This is a genomic window from Streptomyces termitum (genome assembly GCF_014650175.1).
Lineage (GTDB): Bacteria > Actinomycetota > Actinomycetes > Streptomycetales > Streptomycetaceae > Streptomyces > Streptomyces termitum.
In genome coordinates this window covers 223,625-242,216 of record NZ_BMUL01000009.1, presented here as the reverse complement: position 1 = coordinate 242,216, position 18,592 = coordinate 223,625, and the positions used below count along the sequence as shown (strand labels likewise).

At 77.3% G+C, this 18,592-nt stretch carries 12 protein-coding genes; 11 read left to right on the top strand and 1 reads right to left on the bottom strand.

Going from position 1 to position 18,592, the window contains the following annotated elements:
- The first annotated feature begins 281 nt into the window (after positions 1-281).
- The 10 genes from IE219_RS19125 (at position 282) to IE219_RS19080 (ending at position 16,831) form a co-directional block, all read left to right on the top strand.
- Complete coding sequence (locus IE219_RS19125) at positions 282-2,093, top strand: AfsR/SARP family transcriptional regulator (RefSeq protein WP_189978980.1); 1,812 nt, start codon at positions 282-284, stop codon at positions 2,091-2,093.
- 140 nt (positions 2,094-2,233) lie between these two features.
- A complete protein-coding gene (locus IE219_RS19120) occupies positions 2,234-4,465 on the top strand; it encodes a TOMM precursor leader peptide-binding protein (RefSeq protein WP_189978978.1) in 2,232 nt (743 codons plus the stop codon).
- Entirely contained in the window at positions 4,455-6,371 is a 1,917-nt protein-coding gene (locus IE219_RS19115) for a TOMM precursor leader peptide-binding protein (RefSeq protein ID WP_189978976.1), read from the top strand. Before IE219_RS19120 ends, IE219_RS19115 begins: the two co-directional genes overlap by 11 nt.
- 45 nt (positions 6,372-6,416) lie before the next feature.
- A complete protein-coding gene (locus IE219_RS19110) occupies positions 6,417-8,015 on the top strand; it encodes a nitroreductase family protein (protein WP_189978974.1) in 1,599 nt (532 codons plus the stop codon).
- A gap of 9 nt (positions 8,016-8,024) precedes the next feature.
- Positions 8,025-10,796, top strand: a complete 2,772-nt coding sequence (locus IE219_RS19105) for a lantibiotic dehydratase (protein ID WP_189978972.1) — start codon at positions 8,025-8,027, stop codon at positions 10,794-10,796.
- Positions 10,784-11,974: a lantibiotic dehydratase C-terminal domain-containing protein gene (locus IE219_RS19100; RefSeq protein WP_189978964.1), complete on the top strand. Its 1,191-nt coding sequence runs from the start codon at positions 10,784-10,786 to the stop codon at positions 11,972-11,974. The genes IE219_RS19105 and IE219_RS19100 overlap by 13 nt, the downstream gene beginning before the upstream one ends.
- Complete coding sequence (locus tag IE219_RS19095) at positions 11,971-13,086, top strand: metalloprotease (RefSeq protein ID WP_189978962.1); 1,116 nt, start codon at positions 11,971-11,973, stop codon at positions 13,084-13,086. Before IE219_RS19100 ends, IE219_RS19095 begins: the two co-directional genes overlap by 4 nt.
- A gap of 51 nt (positions 13,087-13,137) precedes the next feature.
- Positions 13,138-14,127: an ABC transporter ATP-binding protein gene (locus IE219_RS19090; RefSeq protein WP_189978960.1), complete on the top strand. Its 990-nt coding sequence runs from the start codon at positions 13,138-13,140 to the stop codon at positions 14,125-14,127.
- Positions 14,128-14,129: 2 nt separating this feature from the next.
- Entirely contained in the window at positions 14,130-14,885 is a 756-nt protein-coding gene (locus tag IE219_RS19085) for an ABC transporter permease (protein ID WP_189978957.1), read from the top strand.
- A gap of 29 nt (positions 14,886-14,914) precedes the next feature.
- Entirely contained in the window at positions 14,915-16,831 is a 1,917-nt protein-coding gene (locus tag IE219_RS19080; RefSeq protein ID WP_189979155.1) for a TOMM precursor leader peptide-binding protein, read from the top strand.
- Positions 16,832-16,933: 102 nt separating this feature from the next.
- On the opposite strand, the gene IE219_RS19075 is transcribed toward IE219_RS19080, so the two are convergent.
- Positions 16,934-17,104: a thiazolylpeptide-type bacteriocin gene (locus tag IE219_RS19075; RefSeq protein WP_030757923.1), complete on the bottom strand. Its 171-nt coding sequence runs from the start codon at positions 17,102-17,104 to the stop codon at positions 16,934-16,936.
- A 203-nt stretch (positions 17,105-17,307) separates the two neighbouring features.
- Here IE219_RS19075 and IE219_RS19070 point away from each other — a divergent pair, with 203 nt between their 5' ends.
- Positions 17,308-18,519 (top strand): amidohydrolase, encoded by a 1,212-nt coding sequence (locus tag IE219_RS19070; RefSeq protein WP_229849860.1) that lies wholly within the window; start codon positions 17,308-17,310, stop codon positions 18,517-18,519.
- The last annotated feature ends 73 nt before the right edge of the window (positions 18,520-18,592 follow it).

The following is an 18,592-nucleotide window of genomic DNA, read 5'->3' as shown; positions in this document are numbered from 1 at the left end:
GGGGCCGTTCCCCCACCCCCCACCCGCGTCCCCGCCGGCCCTTCCCGGCCACGACCGCCCAGCGCATCGCCCCGCCCCTCCGCTCCCCCGGTGGTTCCGCCATGCCCGCACCCCCCGCTCGGCCCCCGACCCCACGCCCCCGGCGGCACGCGCCCCTCCGGCCGTAACCGCCCGCACCCCCGGACGACCCCGTCGCCATCACCCGACGGCCGGTCGCCCCACCGCACCACCGGCGCGTCGACCACCGCCGGGCACGGAACTCGGGGAAGACGGAGAACCACGTGCGATTCCAACTGCTGGGGCCGCTGAGCATCACCGACGGACGGGACCTCGCCGTCCTCCCGCCCTCCAAGCCGACGGCACTGCTCGCCGCGCTGCTCGTCCGGCCGGGCTCCATCGTCTCCACGGAGCGGCTGCGCGGCGCCGTCTGGGGCGAGGAGCAGCCCGCGACCGCCAAGGCCGCGCTCCAGAGCTGCGTGCTGCGGCTGCGGCGCCTCTTCGCGAAGTACGGCATCGAGGACCAGGCCGTGGTGGCGGTGGCCGGCGGCTACCGCATCGACGCCGACGCCGACACCCTCGACCTGCTCCACTTCCGCCGGCTCGTCGAGCGGGCCGCCGACGGCGGCCCCGACTCCGAACTGTCCGGACTGCGCGGCGCGCTCGCCCTCTGGCAGGGCCCGCTGCTCGCCAACGTCCCCTCCGAACTGCTCCACCGGGACGAGGTGCCGCGCCTCGCCGAGGAGCGGCTGCGGGTCCTGGAGCGGGTCGTGGACCTGGAACTGGAACACGGCCGGTGCCGCGAATCCCTCGTCGACCTGTGGGAGGTTACGCGCGTATACCCGGCGCACGAACGGTTCGCCGAACAGTTGGTGACGGCTCTCTACCGGCTCGGCCGGCAGACCGAGGCGCTCGCCGAGTACCGGCGCGTCAAGGAGCACCTGCGCGACCGGCTCGGCGTGGACCCCCGCGCCGAACTCCAGCGGCTCGAACTCGCCATCCTGCGCGGCGAGGACCTCGGTCCTGCCGCCGCCGCGCCGGGTCCGGCCGCCGCCGCGCGGCCCGCCGAGGCGCCCCCCGTGCCGCTCGCGCCCGCCGCCCCGCTGCCCTCGATCCCCGGCTTCACCGGCCGCGCGCCCGAGGTCGCCGCCCTCGCCGGGCTGTTCGGCGGGGACGGGGCCGGCGGGGGCGGCCGGGCCCCGGTCGCGGTGGTCTCCGGCGCCCCCGGCATCGGCAAGACCGCCCTCGCCCTGCACGTCGCCCACCGGGTCGCCGGCCGCCACCCCGGCGGCTGCGCCCTGATCCGGCTGACCGCCCCCGACGGCACCCCGCGCACCGCCGAGGAGGCCGCCGCCGAACTGCGCCGGGCGCTGCCCGAGGGCCCCGGCGCCGGTCCCGCGCTGCTCGTCCTCGACGACGTGGTCCACCCCGACCAGGTCCGGCCGCTGCTCACCGCCCGCCCGGACGCCGCCGCCCTGGTGACCAGCCGGGCCGGGCTCGCCGCGCTGGTCGCCACCCACGGCGGGGCCGTCCTGCGGCTCGGCGCGCTCGCCCCCGAGGAGTCCGAGGCCCTGCTCACCACCGCCCTCGGCCCGGTGCGGACCGCCGCCGAACCCGCCGCCGCGCGGCGGCTCGCCGATGCCTGCGGCCACCATCCGCTGGCCCTGCGGATCGCCGCCGCCCGGCTGCTGACCCGCCCCCGGCTGCGGCTCGCCGACTACACCGACTGGCTCGGGCAGGACCCGGCCGGGCGGCTCAGCCTCGCCGACGACCCCCAGACCTCCGTGCCCCAGCGGCTCGACGAGGCGCTGGGGCGGCTCTCGCCCGCGCTGGCCGAGGCCCACCTGCGCCTTGCGGCCTCCCCGTACGAGCCGCTCACCGGCGAGCGCGCCGCCGAGGTCCTCGGTGTGCCGCCCGAGACGGCGGAGCTGGTCCTCGAACGGCTCCTGGACGCCGGGTTCCTGGAGGAGGGGCTGCCCGGGGCCTTCCGGCCGCACCCGCTGCTGCGCGCGCACGCCCGCCGCCGGACGGCCGCCCCCGCCGGTCCCCCGCAGACCCCGCTCCGGCCGCCCCGGTCCGCCGCCGCCCTGCGCTGACGGCCGCCCGCTCCCCCGCGCGGCGCCCCGGCCCCGCGCGACCCCACCGGCCCCACCCGTACCTCCCGCACCATCCCACCCCGCACGGCGGCCCGGTGACCCCGGGCCGCCGCCCCCGCAACGAGAGGTGTGACGCACGCATGACCTCACCGTCGTACACGGAAGTCGCCGGAACCCGGCCGCGAGTCCGCCGCGATGTCCTGTACACCCGGACGCCGGACGGCGTGATCTTCCACAACGCCGACGGCGGCTTCCGGCTGACCGGCGCCTCCGGCTACCGCTTCGCCACCCTGCTCCTGCCGCACCTGGACGGCGGCCGGACCGTCGACGAGATCTGCGCGGGCTTCGGCGACCGGCAGAAGGCCATGGTGGGCGAGCTGGTGAAGGCCCTGTACGCGCGCGGCTTCGCCCGGCCCGTCCCGGCGCCCGCCGAGCGGCCGGACGCCCCGGCGGTCGAGGCGGCGGCCGCCGCCCGCTTCGCCCCGCAGATCGCCTACGTCGACCACTACGCCGACGAGCCCGAGGCGCGCTTCGCCCGCTTCCGGGGGACCCGGGTCGCGGTGCTCGGCGACGGACCGGCCGCCCGCTGGTGCGTCCTGTCCCTGATCCGCAACGGCTGCGCGGCGGTCGGCGTCGAGGCCGCGCTCGCCGAGGGCACCGGCGCGGACGGCGCCGGGGAGTTCGCCGCCGTCCGCCGGGAGGCCGCCGGACTCGCCGCCGAGGGCTGCCCGGTGGAGCTCTCGGTGCTGCCCGGCGGCACCGGCTGGGCCGCCCACGAGGGGTACGACGTGGTGGTGGCCGCCCTGGGCAGCGGAGGGCCGGGCACCGTGCTCGGGCTGCTGCGCGAGGGCGTCCCCGAGGGCCGGACGCTGCTGCCCGCCTGGCTCTTCGGCGACCGGGCCGTGGTCGGGCCGGTCGCGAACGACTCCGCCACCGCCTGCTGGGCCTGCGCCGCGCTGCGGATGGGCGCGGCCGGGGACGGAGCCGACGCGGCCGCCCTGTGGAGCGGGCTCGCGCTCGGCACCGGGCCGGCGGGGACCGCGCCGGTCGGGCCGCTCGCCGCGATGCTCGGCAACCTCCTCGGCTACGAGGTCTTCCGGCTGGTCACCGGCGCGCTGCCGGCCGAGACCGCCGACCGCGTCCTGGTGCAGCACACCGCCACCCTCGACGTCGCCTCGGAGCCGCTGCGGGTCCACCCGCGCTGCCCCTTCCACCCCGTCCCGGCCGCCCCGCCGGAGCCGGTGGACCTGGCCCTCGCCCCGGCCCGCCCGGTCTTCCTGCCGACGGTGGCCAGCGCGCCCGACGACGACGCGGCGCAGGGGCCGCTGGCCGAGCTGGAGCGGCGGTCCGCGCTGGTCGGGCCGCACGTCGGAGTGTTCACCGGCTACGCGGACGAGACGCTGACGCAGACCCCGCTGAAGGTGGGTTCGGTCACCCTGGGCCTGGGCCCCGGCACCACCCGGACGATCACCGCCTTCGACGTGCACCACACCGCCGGGGCGCGGCTGCGGGCCCTGGACGCGGCGGCGGCCGTCTACGCCGAGCACGTGGTGCCGGGCGTGCCCGCCGGGGCGGCGGACGGGCTCGCGGAGGTGGCCCCGGAGAGCCTGACCGTCTCCTCGGGGACCGGCGGCGCGGGCGCCGTCCGCTGGACGGCGGCGACCTCGCTGCTCACCAAGGAGCCGGTGCGGGTGCCGGCGGGCGCGGTGCGGCCCTTCGGCCCGGACAACGCCGGGCGGCGGTTCGAGCCGACCCGGGCCGGGGCCGGGGCGGGCGGCGACCTGCCGGAGGCGGCGGCGGCCGGGCTGCTCTCGGCGCTGGCCCACGACGCCCTGTGCCGGGCGGTCGCCGGGACCGGCGGGGTGGCCGCGCTGGCGCCGGAGGCGTTCGGCGAGGACCCGGAGCTGACCTTCCTGCTGCGCTCGGCGGCCCTGCTCGGCCTCGGCGTGGAGCTGCTGGACCTGGGCGAGCGGGCCAGGACCGGCGTCTCGGTGGTGCTCGCCCGGACCGCCGGGACCGGCGGCGCGCCGGGCCGGTGGGCGGTGGGCGCGGCGCCGGACCTGGCGGGCGCCGCCTCGGACGCGGTGCGGGACCTGCTCGGCGGCGCCCAGCTCGCCCTGGAGGAGCCCGCGGCGGCGGCCGACGCCGGGGACCCGCTGCTGCGGGACCTGGACCCGGCGCTGATCGCGGTGACCGGCGCGGAGCCGGCCGCCGGGCCGGACGGCGCGGTGGAGTGGACGCGGGTCCTGGAGCGGCTGGCCGAGGCCGGGCGGGACGCCTTCGTGGTGCCCACGCACGCCGCCGACCTGCCGTCGGCGGGCATCCGCACGGTGCGCGTGCTGCTGACCCGGGCGGCCGCCGATGCCTCCTGAGACCGTGGCGCCCCCGGCGGCGCCGGACGGGGCGGTCGGGGCGGCGGCCGCGGCGGCCTTCGCCGGGGCGCTCGCCGCCGCGCTCGCCGAGCTGTCCCCGGCGCCGGTGCAGGTGGCGGTGGCCCCGCTCGGGGTGCGCGACGCGTACGCGGCCGGGGCCGTGGTGGAGCGTCCGGACGGGCGGCTGCCGGTGCGGCTGTACGGGCGGCAGGTCCTGGTGGGCCCGTGGCCGTCGGCCGACGGGGCGCCCGGCTGCGCGACCTGTCTGGAGCGGCGCTGGCAGGGCGTCCGCTCGGTGCCGCTGCGCGAGGGGCTCGAACTGGGCGGCGGGACCCGGGCGGCGGGCGCCTGGCCGTACGGGATCGGCTTCGCGGCGACGGCGGCGGCCGCGCTGGTGGCCGGGCTCGCCGGGCGGGAGCGGGAGCCGGGGCCGTACCCCCGGGTGCGGCTGCTCGACCTGGACGCGCTGACCGTGCGGAGCCATCCGCTGGTGCCGGACCCGGAGTGCCCGGCCTGCGGGCGGCCCGGGGAGGACACCGCCGAAGGGGCGGAGCTGGTGCTGCGGCCGGCGCCGAAGCACCGGCCGGGGGCGTTCCGCACGCGGCGGATCGAGGAGTACGCGCTGCCGGTGGACGCCTTCGCCAATCCGCACTGGGGGGCGGTCGGCCCGTCGGTCGTCTTCGACGTGGCGTCCGCCACGACCTCGGCCACGGTCGGCTGCTTCTCGACCCGTTCGGGCGACTACCTGCGGGAGACGTTCTGGGGCGGGCACGCCGACACGTACGACCGCAGCCGGTCCATCGGGGTGCTTGAGGGGCTGGAGCGGTACGCGGGGATGCGGGCGCGGTCCCGTCCGGCGCGGCTGACGGCCTCCCTGGACGCGCTGGGCCCGGACGCCGTCGATCCGCGGGAGACGGGCCTGTACGCGGCGGCGTTCTACACGGAGAACCCCCGGGTGACGCCCTTCTCGGCGGACCGGCCGATCCCGTGGGTGTGGGGCTGGTCGCTGCGGGACGCCCGGCCCCGGCCGGTGCCGGAGGTGCTGGCGTACTACCACGCGCCCGGTCTGGAGCACCGGTTCGTGCAGGAGAGCTCCAACGGCTGCGCCTCCGGCGGCAGTCTGGAGGAGGCCGTGTACTTCGGCCTGATGGAGGTGGTGGAGCGGGACGCGTTCCTGCTCGCCTGGTACGGGCAGGTGCCGCTGCGCGAGATCGACCCGGCGACCAGCGCCCGCCGCTCCACCCGGCACATGGTGGACCGGCTGGCGATGTACGGCTACCGGGCGCGGTTCTTCGACACCCGGATCGGTTTCCCGGTGCCGGTGGTGACCGCGTGCGCGGAGCGGTTCGACGGCGGCACGGGCCGGATGTGCTTCGGCGCGGGCGCCGGGCTCGATCCGGAGTCGGCGCTCGACTCGGCGCTGTGCGAGATCGCCACCGACGCGGTCAACCTGGTCGGCAGGACCCGGCGCGACGAGCCCCGGCTGCGGGCGATGGCCGCCGACTTCGACCGGGTGACGAGCCTGCACGACCATCCGATCCTGTACGGCGTCCCGGAGATGGGCCGGTACGCCGACTTCCTGCTGCGGCCCGCTCGGCCGCGCCCGCCGCTGGCCGTCGCGGACCTGGCGTGGCCTGACGCGGACGGGGCGGTCTCCTCCCCCGACCTGCGCGCGGACCTGCTGCGCGCGGTGGGGGCGGTGACGGCGGCCGGTTTCGACGTGGTGGTCGTCGACCAGACCCTGCCCGAGCAGCGGGCGCTCGGCCTGCACACGGTGAAGGTGCTGGTGCCCGGTCTGCTGCCGATCGACTTCGGCTGGGCGCGGCAGCGCGCCCGCCACCTGCCCCGGATGCGGACGGTGCTCGGTCCCGCCGGGCTCAATCCCGCTCCCCACCCGTTCCCGTGAGCCGGCCCGTCCGTCCCGCACGCCATCCGAAAGGGGGCCGACCCCATGGGGTACGCCCATGAGTACGCCGACGCCGTGCTGCACCGCGGCCGCGTCCCGATGGATCCCGCCGACTTCGTCCCCGACTGGGCGGACGCCCCGCGCCGGGGGAAGTTCTATCCCGGTACGGAGGCGTACGCGCTGCCCGCCGGCGAGGGGGCCGCGCCGGTGGCGCCCGGTCTGCTGCCCGGTGCGCCCGCCGCCCCGGCCGGCGGGGGTTTCACGCTGCCGCTGCTGGCCGCGATGCTGAAGGACTCGTACGGTCTGACCGGGCGGCGGCTCGGCGTCCAGGCCAACAGCGACCTGCCCGGTCTGCCGCTGTACCCGCACGCCAACTGGTCGCGGGGCACGGCGGGCGGCGGCGGGCTCTACCCGGTGGCCGTGCACTGGGCCTCGGGCCCGTCCGGTCCGCTCGTCCCCGGCGTCCACCACTACGACGTGCACCACCACGCCGTGCGGCGGGTGCTGACCGGGGACGTGACGGCCCGGGTGCGGGAGGCGCTGGGTCCGGACGCCCCGGCGTGGGCGCGGGAGACCGACCAGTACCTGCTGCTCGGGGTGAAGTACTGGCAGAACACGTTCAAGTACAACAGCTTCGGTTTCCACGTGGTCTGCACCGACGTGGGCACGCTCGTGCAGAGCTGGCGGGTGTGGGCGGCGGCGCACGGCCTGGAGGCGGCGCCGGTGTTCTGGTTCGACGAGCCCCGGCTGAACGGGCTGCTCGGCACCGACGGCGAGGAGGAGTCCGTCTTCGCGGTGGTGCCGCTGCGCTGGGCGGGTGCCGGGCGGCCGTCCGGCGCGGCCCCGGCGGGGCCCGATCCGGCCGTCCGCCACCGGGACCTGGAGCGGTCCCGCGTCCTGATCGGCTTCCCGACCGTGCGGGCGATGCACGCGGCGACGGCGGCCGGGGCGGACGTCCGGCCCGCGCCGGGCGCGCTCGCGGCGGCGGCCGTCGGTCCGCTGCCGGCCGGCGGGGAGCGGACGGTCCTGCCCGCGCCGGTCCTGCCGGAGGTGCCGGTGCGGCGGGTGCTGCGGGAGCGGCGGTCCAGCTTCGGGCGGTTCGACGCGGCCCGGCCGGTGACGCCCGCCGAGCTGTCGGCGGTCCTCGCGGCCTGCGCGGCGGCCTCGCTCGGCGGCGAGGGCGCGGCCCCCGAGGGGGCGGCGCTGACCCGGCTGTACGTCTTCGTCAACCACGTGGCGGGGATCGCTCCGGGGGCGTACGGCTACGAGCCCGCGACGGGCGAGCTGGTGCTCCTGGTGCCCGGCGCGCAGGGCGACTTCCTCCAGGAGAACTACTTCCTCGCCAACTACAACCTGGAGCGGGCGGGCGCCGTGGTGGTGCCGACGGTCCGCACCGCGGCGGTCCTGGACGCGGTCGGCGACCGCGGCTACCGGATCGCGGTCGGCACCGCCGGGGCGGTGGCCCAGGGCTTCTACCTGGCGGCGTCGGCGCTGGGGGTGGGGGCGGGCGTGGCCCTCGGCTTCGACAACGTCTCCTTCGTCGAGCGGCTCGGCCTGGGCGGCGGCGACGAGGCGCCGCTGCTGATCATGCCGCTGGGGCACGAGCGGCCCTGGCCCGCCGACTTCCGTCACGAGATCGCCTGAGGGGGCGCGATGACCCAGCGGACAGCGGGGACAGAGGCGGTGGCTCCGGCCGCCGCGTGGGAGGTCGGCCGGCGGTTCCTGCTGCGGGCCGGCGGGCTCCCGGTGGAGACCGTGCGGGGGCTGCGCGCCCCGGGCGCGCTGGCCTGGGCCGACGAGGTGCTGGCCCACGAGGGGCGGCTGGCCGGTGAGGGGGCGGCGCTGAGCGAGGTGCTGCACGCGCTGGTCGAGGCGGCCGACGCGGCCGGGGACGGGCCCCGGCGGGCCCTGCTGGCGCTGCGCCGGCAGGTGTTCAACAACCGGCTGCCGGGCGATCCGGGCGCCGCCGAGGCGCTGGTGGCCGGGCTCGATCCGGCGGCCGGGGCCCGGCTGGGCGCCTGGCTGAAGGACCGGGTGCGGTACGGGGAGCTGCTGGCCGAGGGGCCGGGGCTGCTCGCCGGGGAGGTGCGGGAGGCCCGGGGCGCGCTGCGGGCCGCGCTCGCCGACGACCGGCTGCGGGCCGGGCTGCTGCTGGCCTCGCCGGTGCTGGAGTCGCGGCTCGACGCCTATCTGGCGGACCGGGCGGAGGTGCCGGGGAAGCGGCTGCGGAAGGTCGAGCGGTCGGCGCTGACGTACCTGTACCGGACGGCGTGCAAGACGAGTCCGTTCAGCACGCTGACGCCGGTGGCGTCCGGGGTGTTCGCGGCGGGCGCGGATCCGGGCGGGCGGCTCGCGCTCGCCCCGGAGTGGACGGGGCACGTGCGCCTCAGCGTGGTGGCGCTGGCGCGGATCGCGGAGCTGATCCTGGCCGATCCGGTGCTGCGGCGGGACCTGACGGTGGTGGTGTCGCCGGGCTGGGACCGGGACGAGGACCGGGTCCGGTACGTCCGGCAGTGGGTGACGGCCGGGGACGACGGCGCGGCCGTCACCTTCGACGCCGTCCGCGACCGGCTGTTCTACCTGCGCGGCAGCGGGGTCCTGGACCGGCTGCTCGACGTGCTGGGCACTCGGGAGGGGCTGCGGCTGCGGGACCTGGTGGAGTGGCTGCGCCGGGAGCACGGGGCGGAGCGGGCGGAGTGCGAGCGGTACGCGGCGGCCCTGCTCCAGCTGGGCATGGTGCAGGTGCCGGCGCTGCGGACCGACGTGCACAGCCCGGATCCGCTGCGCTCCTTCCAGGAGGCGCTGCGGGGGATCGGCGCGGCGTGGGCGGACGCGGTCGCGGACGGGCTGGACGGTCCGGCCGCGTGCCTGGCCGCCTATCCGGGGGCGGACCCCGCCGAGCGGCGGGCGCTGGCGCGGGCGCTGCGGGAGGCGCTGCTCGACGTGCAGCGGGGGCTGGGCGCGGAGGATCCGGCGCTGCCGAGGACGCTGCTGTACGAGGACGTGAGCGCGGGCGGCGCGGTGGCGGCGGCGCCGGAGCTGCTGGGCGGGGAGACGGGCCGGGCGCTGCGGCGGGTCGAGGGGGTGCTGCCGCTGTTCGACCTGACGCTGCCGCACCGGATCACCCTGCGCGGCTTCTTCCTGGCCCGGTACGGGCGGGGCGGGCGCTGCGACGACCTGCTGGGCCTGGTGCACGACTTCCACGAGGACCTGTTCGACCAGTACCTGTCGTTCACCGCGCGGCGGACGCCGTTCGCGGCGGACGGCTCGTACGTACCGGAGGAGAACTGGCTGGGGCAGCCCGCGCTGCGCTCCCTGGACGCGGCGCGGCGGCGGTTCGCGGCCGGGATGCGGGAGGCGTGGGAGCGGGACGGCGCGGCGGAGGAGCTGCGGGTCCCGGCGGAGCTGCTGGCCGGGGTGGCGGAGGAACTGGGCGCGCGGGACGCGGAGTTCGTACCGCGGAGCCATCATGTGCAGGTCGATCTGGGCGGGGGGTCGCCGCGGGTGGTCCTGAACCGCTCGTACGGCGGCCTCGCGTTCCCCTTCAGCCGGTTCACCCACGTGTACGACGGGGAGGACGGGTCCGGCGGCTTCTCGGCGGCGCTGCGCGAGGAGCTGCGGGCCCGGCAGCCCGAGGGGGCGGTCTTCGCGGAGCTGACCGGCGGCCCGGTGACCAGCAACCTCAATCTGCACGGGCGGCTGACGGACCACCAGATCGTGTGTCCGGGCGAGACTTCCACGGTGCCGGAGGAGGCGCGGATCGGGCTGGACGACCTGTATCTGGTCCACGAGGAGGAGACGGACCGGCTGGTGCTGCGCTCGCGCCGGCTGGGGGTCCGGGTGATCCCGGTCTACCTGGGCTATCTGGTGCCGGTGGCGCTGCCGGAGATCCCGCGCACCCTGCTGCTGCTGTCGCCGAGCACGATGACGCCGGCGGACGTGTGGGGCGGGGTGCCGGAGGGTCCGGCGGACGGCGGGGTGACCCGCAGGCCCCGGGTGGTGCACGACGGGGTGGTGCTGGCGCGCCGGGAGTGGACGGCGGGCACGGAGGTGCTGCCGGCGCGGGTGCCGGGCGGCGAGGAGTCGGCGTGGTGGCTGGAGTGGCGGCGCTGGCAGCGCGCGCACGGGCTGCCGGACCGGGTCTTCGCGACGCCGCTGCGGGACGGGCGGCGGGTGCCGGGCGCCAAGCCGCTGTTCGTGGACTTCGCGAGTCCGCTGTCGCTGACCGCCTTCGACGCGCTCCTGGAGCGGGAGCCGGGGGCGGCGGTGGCGCTGCGGGAGATGCTGCCGTCCGAGGACGGGCTGCACGTGGTGTCCGGCGGGGGGCACCACGTGGCCGAGCTGGCCGTCGAGACCTTCACCTCCGCCTCCCCCGCTCCCTTCGCCCCCACGGCCTTTGAGGACGGTCCGTCATGTCCGAACTGATCACCACGCCCGCCGCCCCCGGTCCGGACTCCGCCGGGGAGCCCGGCCCGTGGCTGGCGCTGCACGTCTTCTATGCGGCGAGTCCGCGCCCGATGCTGGTGGACTGCGTGCGCCCGCTGGTGGCGCGGCTGTCCGAGGAGGGGCTGCTCGCCGGGTACTTCTTCATCAACTACTGGCTGGAGGGGCCGCACGTGCGGCTGCGGCTGCGGCCGTCGAGCCCGGCGGCCGCCGAGGAGGTGCGGCGGCGGGCCGAGCAGGCGCTGTCCGGCTTCCTGAGGACCCGGCCGGCGCTGTACGAGGTCGACTCGGGCTTCCTGAAGGACTTCTACAACTCGCTGTTCGACATCGAGTTCCCCGGCGAGGACCGGACCCGGTTCATGGGCGAGGACGGCCGGATGCGGCTGCGGCCCAACAACTCCTTCCGCGAGGAGCCGTACGCCCCCGAGTACGCCAAGTACGGCGGTCCGGCCGGGGTGGAGCTGGCGGAGTGGCACTTCCGGCACTCCAGCGACCTGGTGGTGGACGCGTTCCGGACGATGAACCTGCACCTGCGGACGGTGCTGCTGGGGACCTCGGCGCAGCTGATGATGGTGATGGCGAGCTGCTTCCTGCCGGAGGAGGAGCGGCTCGGCGACTACCTGGACGGCTACTACCGCTTCTGGCACCGGGCGTTCCCGGACACGGGCTTCATCGGCTCGGAGGAGTACGAGCGCGGCTACGCGGAGCTGGCGCCCCCGCTGGGCCGCCGGTTCGCGGCGGTCCGGGCGGCGGTGGCGGCGCGGGAGCTGAAGCGGCTGCCGTCCTTCCTGCGCGGCTGGGCGGAGCACTGCCTGGAGCTGCGGTCCCGGGTGGAGGAGCTGACGGCCCGGGGCGAGCTGTGCTTCCCGGTGTGGGAGGGGCCGGCCCGGGAGGACACCGGGCAGGAGCGGACGGAGCCGGCGGACGCGCCGCCGCTCGTGCCGCTGACGGACGTGTCGGCGGTGCTGCCCCGGCTGCTCTCCCCGTACATGCACATGACCAACAACCGGCTGCACGTGACGATCAGGGACGAGGCGTACCTCTCCTTCGTCCTGGGCAGGGTGCTGCGGGAGGGCGTGCCGGGGACCGGTCCGGACGCCGGGGCGCGGGACGTGCCGGGCGCCGGGGCGGGCGGCCCGGGGAGAGGGGCGGGTGCGTGACGGCCGCCTCCCCGTCCCCGTCCGCCGCCGTCCGGGCCTACCGGCCGGCGCTGCGGGAGGGCGTGCGCTTCAGCCCGGCGCTGCTGCGCGGTCCGCGCACCGTGCGGCTGATCCGGCACCCCGTCACCGGGTCCGCCTTCGAGGTCGGCGAGAAGGAGCACTTCCTCATCTCCCGGCTCGACGGCACCCGGAACCTCGACGACCTGGCGCCCGTGTACGCGGAGCGGTTCGGGCGGCGGCTCGGCGAGGAGCACTGGACCCGGCTGCTCGGTCTGCTGGGCACCCGGGGGCTGTTGGAAGGGGCGCCCGATCCGGCGCCGCCCGTGCCGGAGCCCGCGCCGCCGAACACCTTCTGGCGGGGCAGCCGGCCGATGGTGCGGGACGCCGGGGCGACGACGGCCCGGCTGCACCGGGCGCTGCGGCCGCTGCTGCGCCCGGTGGTCCAACTGCCCCTGTGCGCCGCCGTACTGGCCCTGCTGGTGCTGCTGGCGGCGGAGGCGGGGCCGCTGATCGGGGCGGCGGGCGAGCTGACCGGGCAGCCGGCCGCGGTCGCCGGGATCGCCCTCTTCCTGTGGTTCAGCATCACCGCGCACGAGCTGGCGCACGGGGTCGCGGCCCGGCACCACGGCGGGCACGTCACCGAGATCGGCCTCAAGTGGCGGCTGCCGGGCGCGCTGCTCTACTGCACGGTGGAGGACTACCTGTTCCTGCCGGGGCTGCGGGCCAAGCTGGTCGTCGCGGGGGCGGGGGCGTATCTGAACCTGCTGCTCCTGGTGCCGTTCGGGGTGGTGTGGACGCTGCTGCCCGAGGGGGCGGCGGAGCGGCCGTTCGTCGCCGGGCTGCTGCTGCTCGGCGCGATCCAGGGGCTGGGCAATCTGGTGCCGCTGCCGCCGCTCGACGGCTACCGGATGCTCGGCCAGCTCCTCGGCACCGCCCGGCTCGCCCCGGAGACCCGGGCCTATCTGGCGCTGCGGCGCGGCGGGCGGGCGGCGGTGGCCGCCTATCCGGCGCGGGCCCGCCGGCTCTATCCGGCGTACGCGGCCGCGGCCGTGCTCCTGGTGCTGCTGGCGGCGGGCGGCACCGCCGTCCTCCTCTTCCTGCTGCTCCGCTGAACCCCGACCGCTCCTCTTCTCCTCCCTGATCCGAAGGACACCACGCACCACATGAGTGAGGTACAGGCCATGTCATCCGCATCCGCCACCACGGGCGGTCCGCCGCCCGCCGTCCGGGTCGAGGGGGTCTCCAAGCGGTACGGGGACCGGCTCGCGGTGGACGGCGTCCGTCTGGAGATCCGTCCGGGCGAGTTCTTCGGCCTGCTGGGGCCGAACGGCGCGGGCAAGTCCACCCTGATCGAGATCATGGAGGGGCTGCGCCGGGCCGACAGCGGCACGGTGGCCCTCTTCGGCCGTCCGCCGTGGCCCCGCGACACCTCCCTGCTGCCCCGGATCGGGGTGCAGACGCAGTCCTCGGCGTTCTTCGTGCGGCAGACGGCGCACGAGCACCTGCGCACCGTCGCCGCCCTGTACGGCGCCCCGCGCGGGGCCGTCGACCGGACCCTGGAGGCGGTCGGGCTGACCGGGCAGCGAAAGGTCCGGGTGGAGGCGCTCTCCGGCGGGCAGCGGCAGCGGCTGGCCATCGCCTCGGCGCTGGTCCACGGCCCCGAGCTGATCTTCCTGGACGAGCCGACGGCCGCGCTCGACCCGCAGGCCCGGCGGGACCTGTGGGAGGTGCTGCGCGGGCTGAAGGCGGAGGGCCGCACGATCGTCTACACCACCCACCACCTGGACGAGGCGGAGGCGCTCTGCGACCGCATCGCCATCCTCGTGGACGGCCGGATCGCGGTCACCGACTCGCCGCACAACCTGGTGACGGCCTCGCGCGCGCCGAGCCGGGTGCTGCTGCCGCTGGGCCTGCTCGACGCGGAGCGGGCGGCGGCGGTCGAGGGCGTGGAGCGGGTGGACGTGCAGGGCGGTTCGCTGGTCCTGGAGACCCACACCGTGGGGCAGGTGCTCTCCGCCGTCGACCGGATCTCCGGCCTGGACGGGGTGCAGACCCGCACCGCGAGCCTGGAGGACGTCTACCTGGACCTGACCTCCCGCCTCTCCGGGACCGCCGCGGCGGCCCCGGCCCCCGCCGAGACCACGGAGCCGTGACCATGAGCGCCTACGCCGCACTGACCGGGGCCGGGTACCGCGCCCAGGTCCGCGACAAGACCACCCTCTTCTTCACCTTCGCCTTCCCGCTGCTGTTCCTCGTCGTCTTCGGCCTGATCTTCAAGGGGCAGGCGGTGGAGGAGAGCGGGCTCTCCTACCTGTCGTACACGGCGGCCGGGGTGCTGTCCTGGGGCGTGGCCAACGCGGCCGTGTTCGGGATCGCGTTCACGCTGATGCAGTGGCGGTCGGACGACATCCTGCGGCTGATCCGGATGTCCCCGGCGCCGCTGTCGGCGGTGATCGGCTCCCGGTACGTCATCGCGCTGGTGGTCGGCGCCGTGCAGTCGCTCCTCTTCGTCGGGGTGGCGATGCTGCCGGTCTTCGGCCTGGAACCGGCCTCCGGCTGGCCGCTGCTGGTCCCGGTGCTGGCGCTGGGGGTGACGACCTTCCTGCTGCTCGGGGTGATCATCGGCTCCTTCGCGAACACCCCGGAGTCGGTGGCCGCGGTCGCCAACTTCCTGATGCTGCCGATGGCCTTCCTGTCCGGCTCGTTCTTCCCGCTGGACTCGATGCCGGGGTGGCTCCAGAAGGTGTCCCTGGTGATGCCGCTGCGCTATCTCAACGACGCCGTCTCGCACGCGCTGGCCGGCCGGGGCGACGCCTCGGACGTGTGGACGGGCTGCGCGGGGCTGCTGGTGTTCGCGGTGGTCTTCGGCGCGGTCGCGGTGAAGACCTTCCGCTGGACGAGGTCCTCGTGAGCGCCCCGGCGGCGGCGCCCGCCCTGCCGATGGACCCGGCGCGGGCCGCGCTGCGGGCGGCCCTCGGCGCACGGCTCGGTACGGACCTGCCGGTGGTGCCGGTCGGCGCCACCGACGCCGGCGCGCCGCTCGGCGGGCCGGGCGCCCCCGACCCGTGGGCGGCCGAGCGGGCCGGGGCGCTGGTGCACCTCACCGCCTCCGCCGTGCTCGTCGGCCCGTGGGGCGGCGACGGCACCGCGCCCGCCTGCGGGCGGTGCCTGGCGCTGCGCTGGCAGCGGCTGCGCAGCCGCAGCGAGCGGGACGCCCTGGAGACCGGCGGCCCCGAGGGGCCGCGTCCGGCCGGGAGCTGGCCGGTGGTCACCGACCACGCGCACGACGCGGTCGCGGCGGTCTGCCAGGCGGTCCTGGACGGTCCCGGGCCCGCCTCCCCGGCGGCCTCGGCGGCGGACCGGGCGCTGCCCCGGGTGACCCGGATCGACCTGGCGACGCTCGCGGTGCGGACGTATCCGCTGCTCGCCGATCCGCTCTGCCCGGACTGCGCGCCCGCCCCGGCGGATCCGGCGCCGCGCCCGGTGGAGCTGGTGGAGCGGCGCAAGCCGGACCCGGGCCGCTACCGGCTGCGGCCGGCCGCCTCGTACCCGCTGCCGGAGGAGGCGCTGGCCAATCCGGTGTGCGGGGCGCTGGGCGGCGGGACCTGGCTGAGCGTCACCTCGCCGACGACCGCGCCGGTCGCGGGCAGCGTCTTCGTGCGCGGCTACGCGGGCCTGAACGACGTGACGTGGAGCGGGCAGGAGAACGCCTTCTCGACCAGCCGGACGCTGGCCTTCCTGGAGGGGCTCGAACGGTACGCGGGCACCCACCGGCGCGGCCCGCGCTCCCCGGTCACCGGGTCCTGGCGGGAGCTGCGGGACCGGGCGGTCGATCCGGCCGCGTGCGGCTTCTACGAGGAGCGGACCTACCGGGAGGACCCGCTGGTCGAGCCCTTCGACCCGGACCGGGCGATCCCCTGGGAGTGGGGCTGGTCGCTGCGCGACGAGCGGCCGGTCCTGGTGCCGTCCCGGCTGGTCTACTACAGCGCGGGGCTCCAGGCCGACAACTTCGTCTTCGAGTGCTCCAACGGCTGCGCGATCGGCGGCAGCCTGGAGGAGGCGGTGCTCGGCGGGCTCCTCGAACTGATCGAGCGGGACGCCTTCCTGAACGCCTGGTACGGGGCGGCCCGGCTGCCCTCGGTGGACCTGGCGACGGTCGGCGGGGCGTCGGCGGCGATGGCGGAGCGGGCCGCGCTCCAGGGCTACGACGTGCGGGTGCTGGACGGCCGGATCGACCTGCCGGTGCCGGTGGGGATCGCGGTGGCGGTGCGGCGGGACGGCGGCGAGGGGCTGCTGTCCTTCGCGGCGGCGTCCTCGCTCGACCCCCGTTCCGCGGTGGAGGGCGCCCTGTCGGAGGTCCTCACCTACATCCCGCACCTGTCCCGGCAGACCCGGGAGCGGCGGGCCGAGCTGGAGGCGATGGCCGACGACTTCGACCGGGTGCGCCACCTGAAGGACCACGCGCAGCTGTACGGGCTGCCGCGGATGGCGGAGCACGCGCGGGCCTTCCTGGAGCCGCTCGGGGAGCGCTCCTTCGGGGAGACGTACCGGGAGTGGGAGGAGACGGGCCGGCCCCGGACGCTGGACCTGCGCGACGACCTGCGGGTGGTGGTCGGCGCGCTGGCGGGCGCCGGGCACGACGTGGTCGTGGTGGACCAGACGACGCCGGAGCAGGAGCGGATGGGGCTGCGGACGGTGAGCACGCTGGTGCCGGGGCTGCTGCCGATCGACTTCGGCTGGAACCGGCAGCGGGCGCCGCTGCTGCCCCGGCTGCGGACGGCGCTGCGGCGCGGCGGGCACCGGGCGGCGGACCTGACGGACGCCGAGATCCACCGGGTGCCGCACCCCTTCCCGTAACCGCGCGGTCCCGCGCGGTCCGCCGGCCGCGCGGGAACACGGGTGCGCCCGGTGTCCTCGGGAAGGAGACACCGGGCGCGCGCGTCGGCCCCTGGGAAGGGGTCAGGCGGAGCAGGAGGTGGTGCTGGTGGTGGAGGAGCAGGTCGAGGTGGAGCTGGTGCTGGTGGAACCGGCCAGCACGACCTCGCTGGCGTCCGAGTAGTCGGAGATCTCGAAGGTCTCGGCCTCCAGCTCCAGGATCTCGTCGGCGAGGGTGCTCAGGTCCTTGTTCATGACGCCTCCGGAAGGTCCGCGTCCCCGGTGAGGGGGCCGCCGTGTGGGTGACTCCTCCATTGGAGCGCCCGCCGCTCACCGTTCGGCCCGCCGTCCGCTCGCACATCGCTGGCGCGCGGCGCGTGCGATCGGTCAGTGCCGGCGCCCGCGCCCCCTCACGCGTACAAGCCCGCGCCCCCCTCATGCGTACAAGAAGGAGAACCGTGTCCCCGTCCCCGCTGCTCGCCCTGGCCGGTGAGGTGCTCCGGCCGGCCCTGACGCTCTACCTGGACGTCCACTCCGCGCCGGAGCTGTCCGGCGCGGAGGAGCGGACGGCCGGGGTGTTCGGCGACCGGCTCGCCGCGCTGGGCCTGGAGGTGGCCCGGGGCGTCGGCGGCCACGGCGTGGTCGGGGTGCTGCGCAACGGCCCCGGGCCCCGGGTCCTGCTCCGGGCCGAGCTGGACGCGCTGCCGCTGGAGGAGCGGACGGGGCTGCCGTACGCGAGCGGGAACGGCGCCGCGCACGCCTGCGGGCACGACCTGCACCTGGCGGCGGCGGCCGGGGCGGCGGAGCTGCTGGTCCGGACGGCCCCTCGGTGGCGGGGCACGCTGGTGGTGCTCGGGCAGCCCGCCGAGGAGACCCTGACCGGGGCGCGGGCGGTGCTGGACGACGGGCTGTACGAGCGGTTCGGGGTGCCGGACGCGGTGCTGGCGCAGCACGCGGCGCCGCTGCCGGCCGGAATGGTCGCGCACGGCACCCCGCGCGCGCCGGTGACGGCGGCGAGCACCGCCCTGGAGGTGGTGGTGCACGGGCGGGGCGGGCACGCGGGCACCCCGCAGCTGACGGTGGACCCGGTGGTGACGGCGGCGGCGATCGTGCTGCGGCTCCAGTCGGTGGTGGCCCGGGAGACCGCGCCGGGCGAGCACGTGACGGTCACGGTCGGCACGGTGCGGGCGGGCACGGCGGTGAACGTGGTGCCGGACACGGCCGTCCTCGGCATCGGGGTGCGGGCGCTGACGGACGCGGCGCTGGACCGGGCGGTGGCGGCGGTGGAGCGGATCGTCCGGGGCGAGTGCGCGGTGTCGGGCTGTCCGCGCGAGCCGGAGGTGCGGGTGGTGTCGCGGGCCCCGGCGCTGTGGGGCGATCCGGCGGCGACGGCGGCGGTCCGCGCCGCGCACACCGGGCTGTTCGGCGCGGAGCGGGTGGCGGACTGGCCGCCGTCACTGGCCTCGGAGGACTGCGCGCTGCTCGGGGCCGGGGGCGCGGTGCCGGTGGTGTACTGGATGACGGGGGTGGCGGGGCCGCGCCAGTGGGCGGCGACGGGCGGCCGGGTCCCGCCCAACCACTCCCCCGCCTTCGCCCCGGACGTCCGTACGGCCCTGTCCCCGGCGATCGCGGCCCTGACGGCGGCGGCCCTCGACCGGCTGGCGGCCTGACGGCGGGGCGGCGGACCGGGCGGGCGGGGCGGGCAGACGGGCAGGCGGGCCCCCGATCCGTCGGACGCGGGAC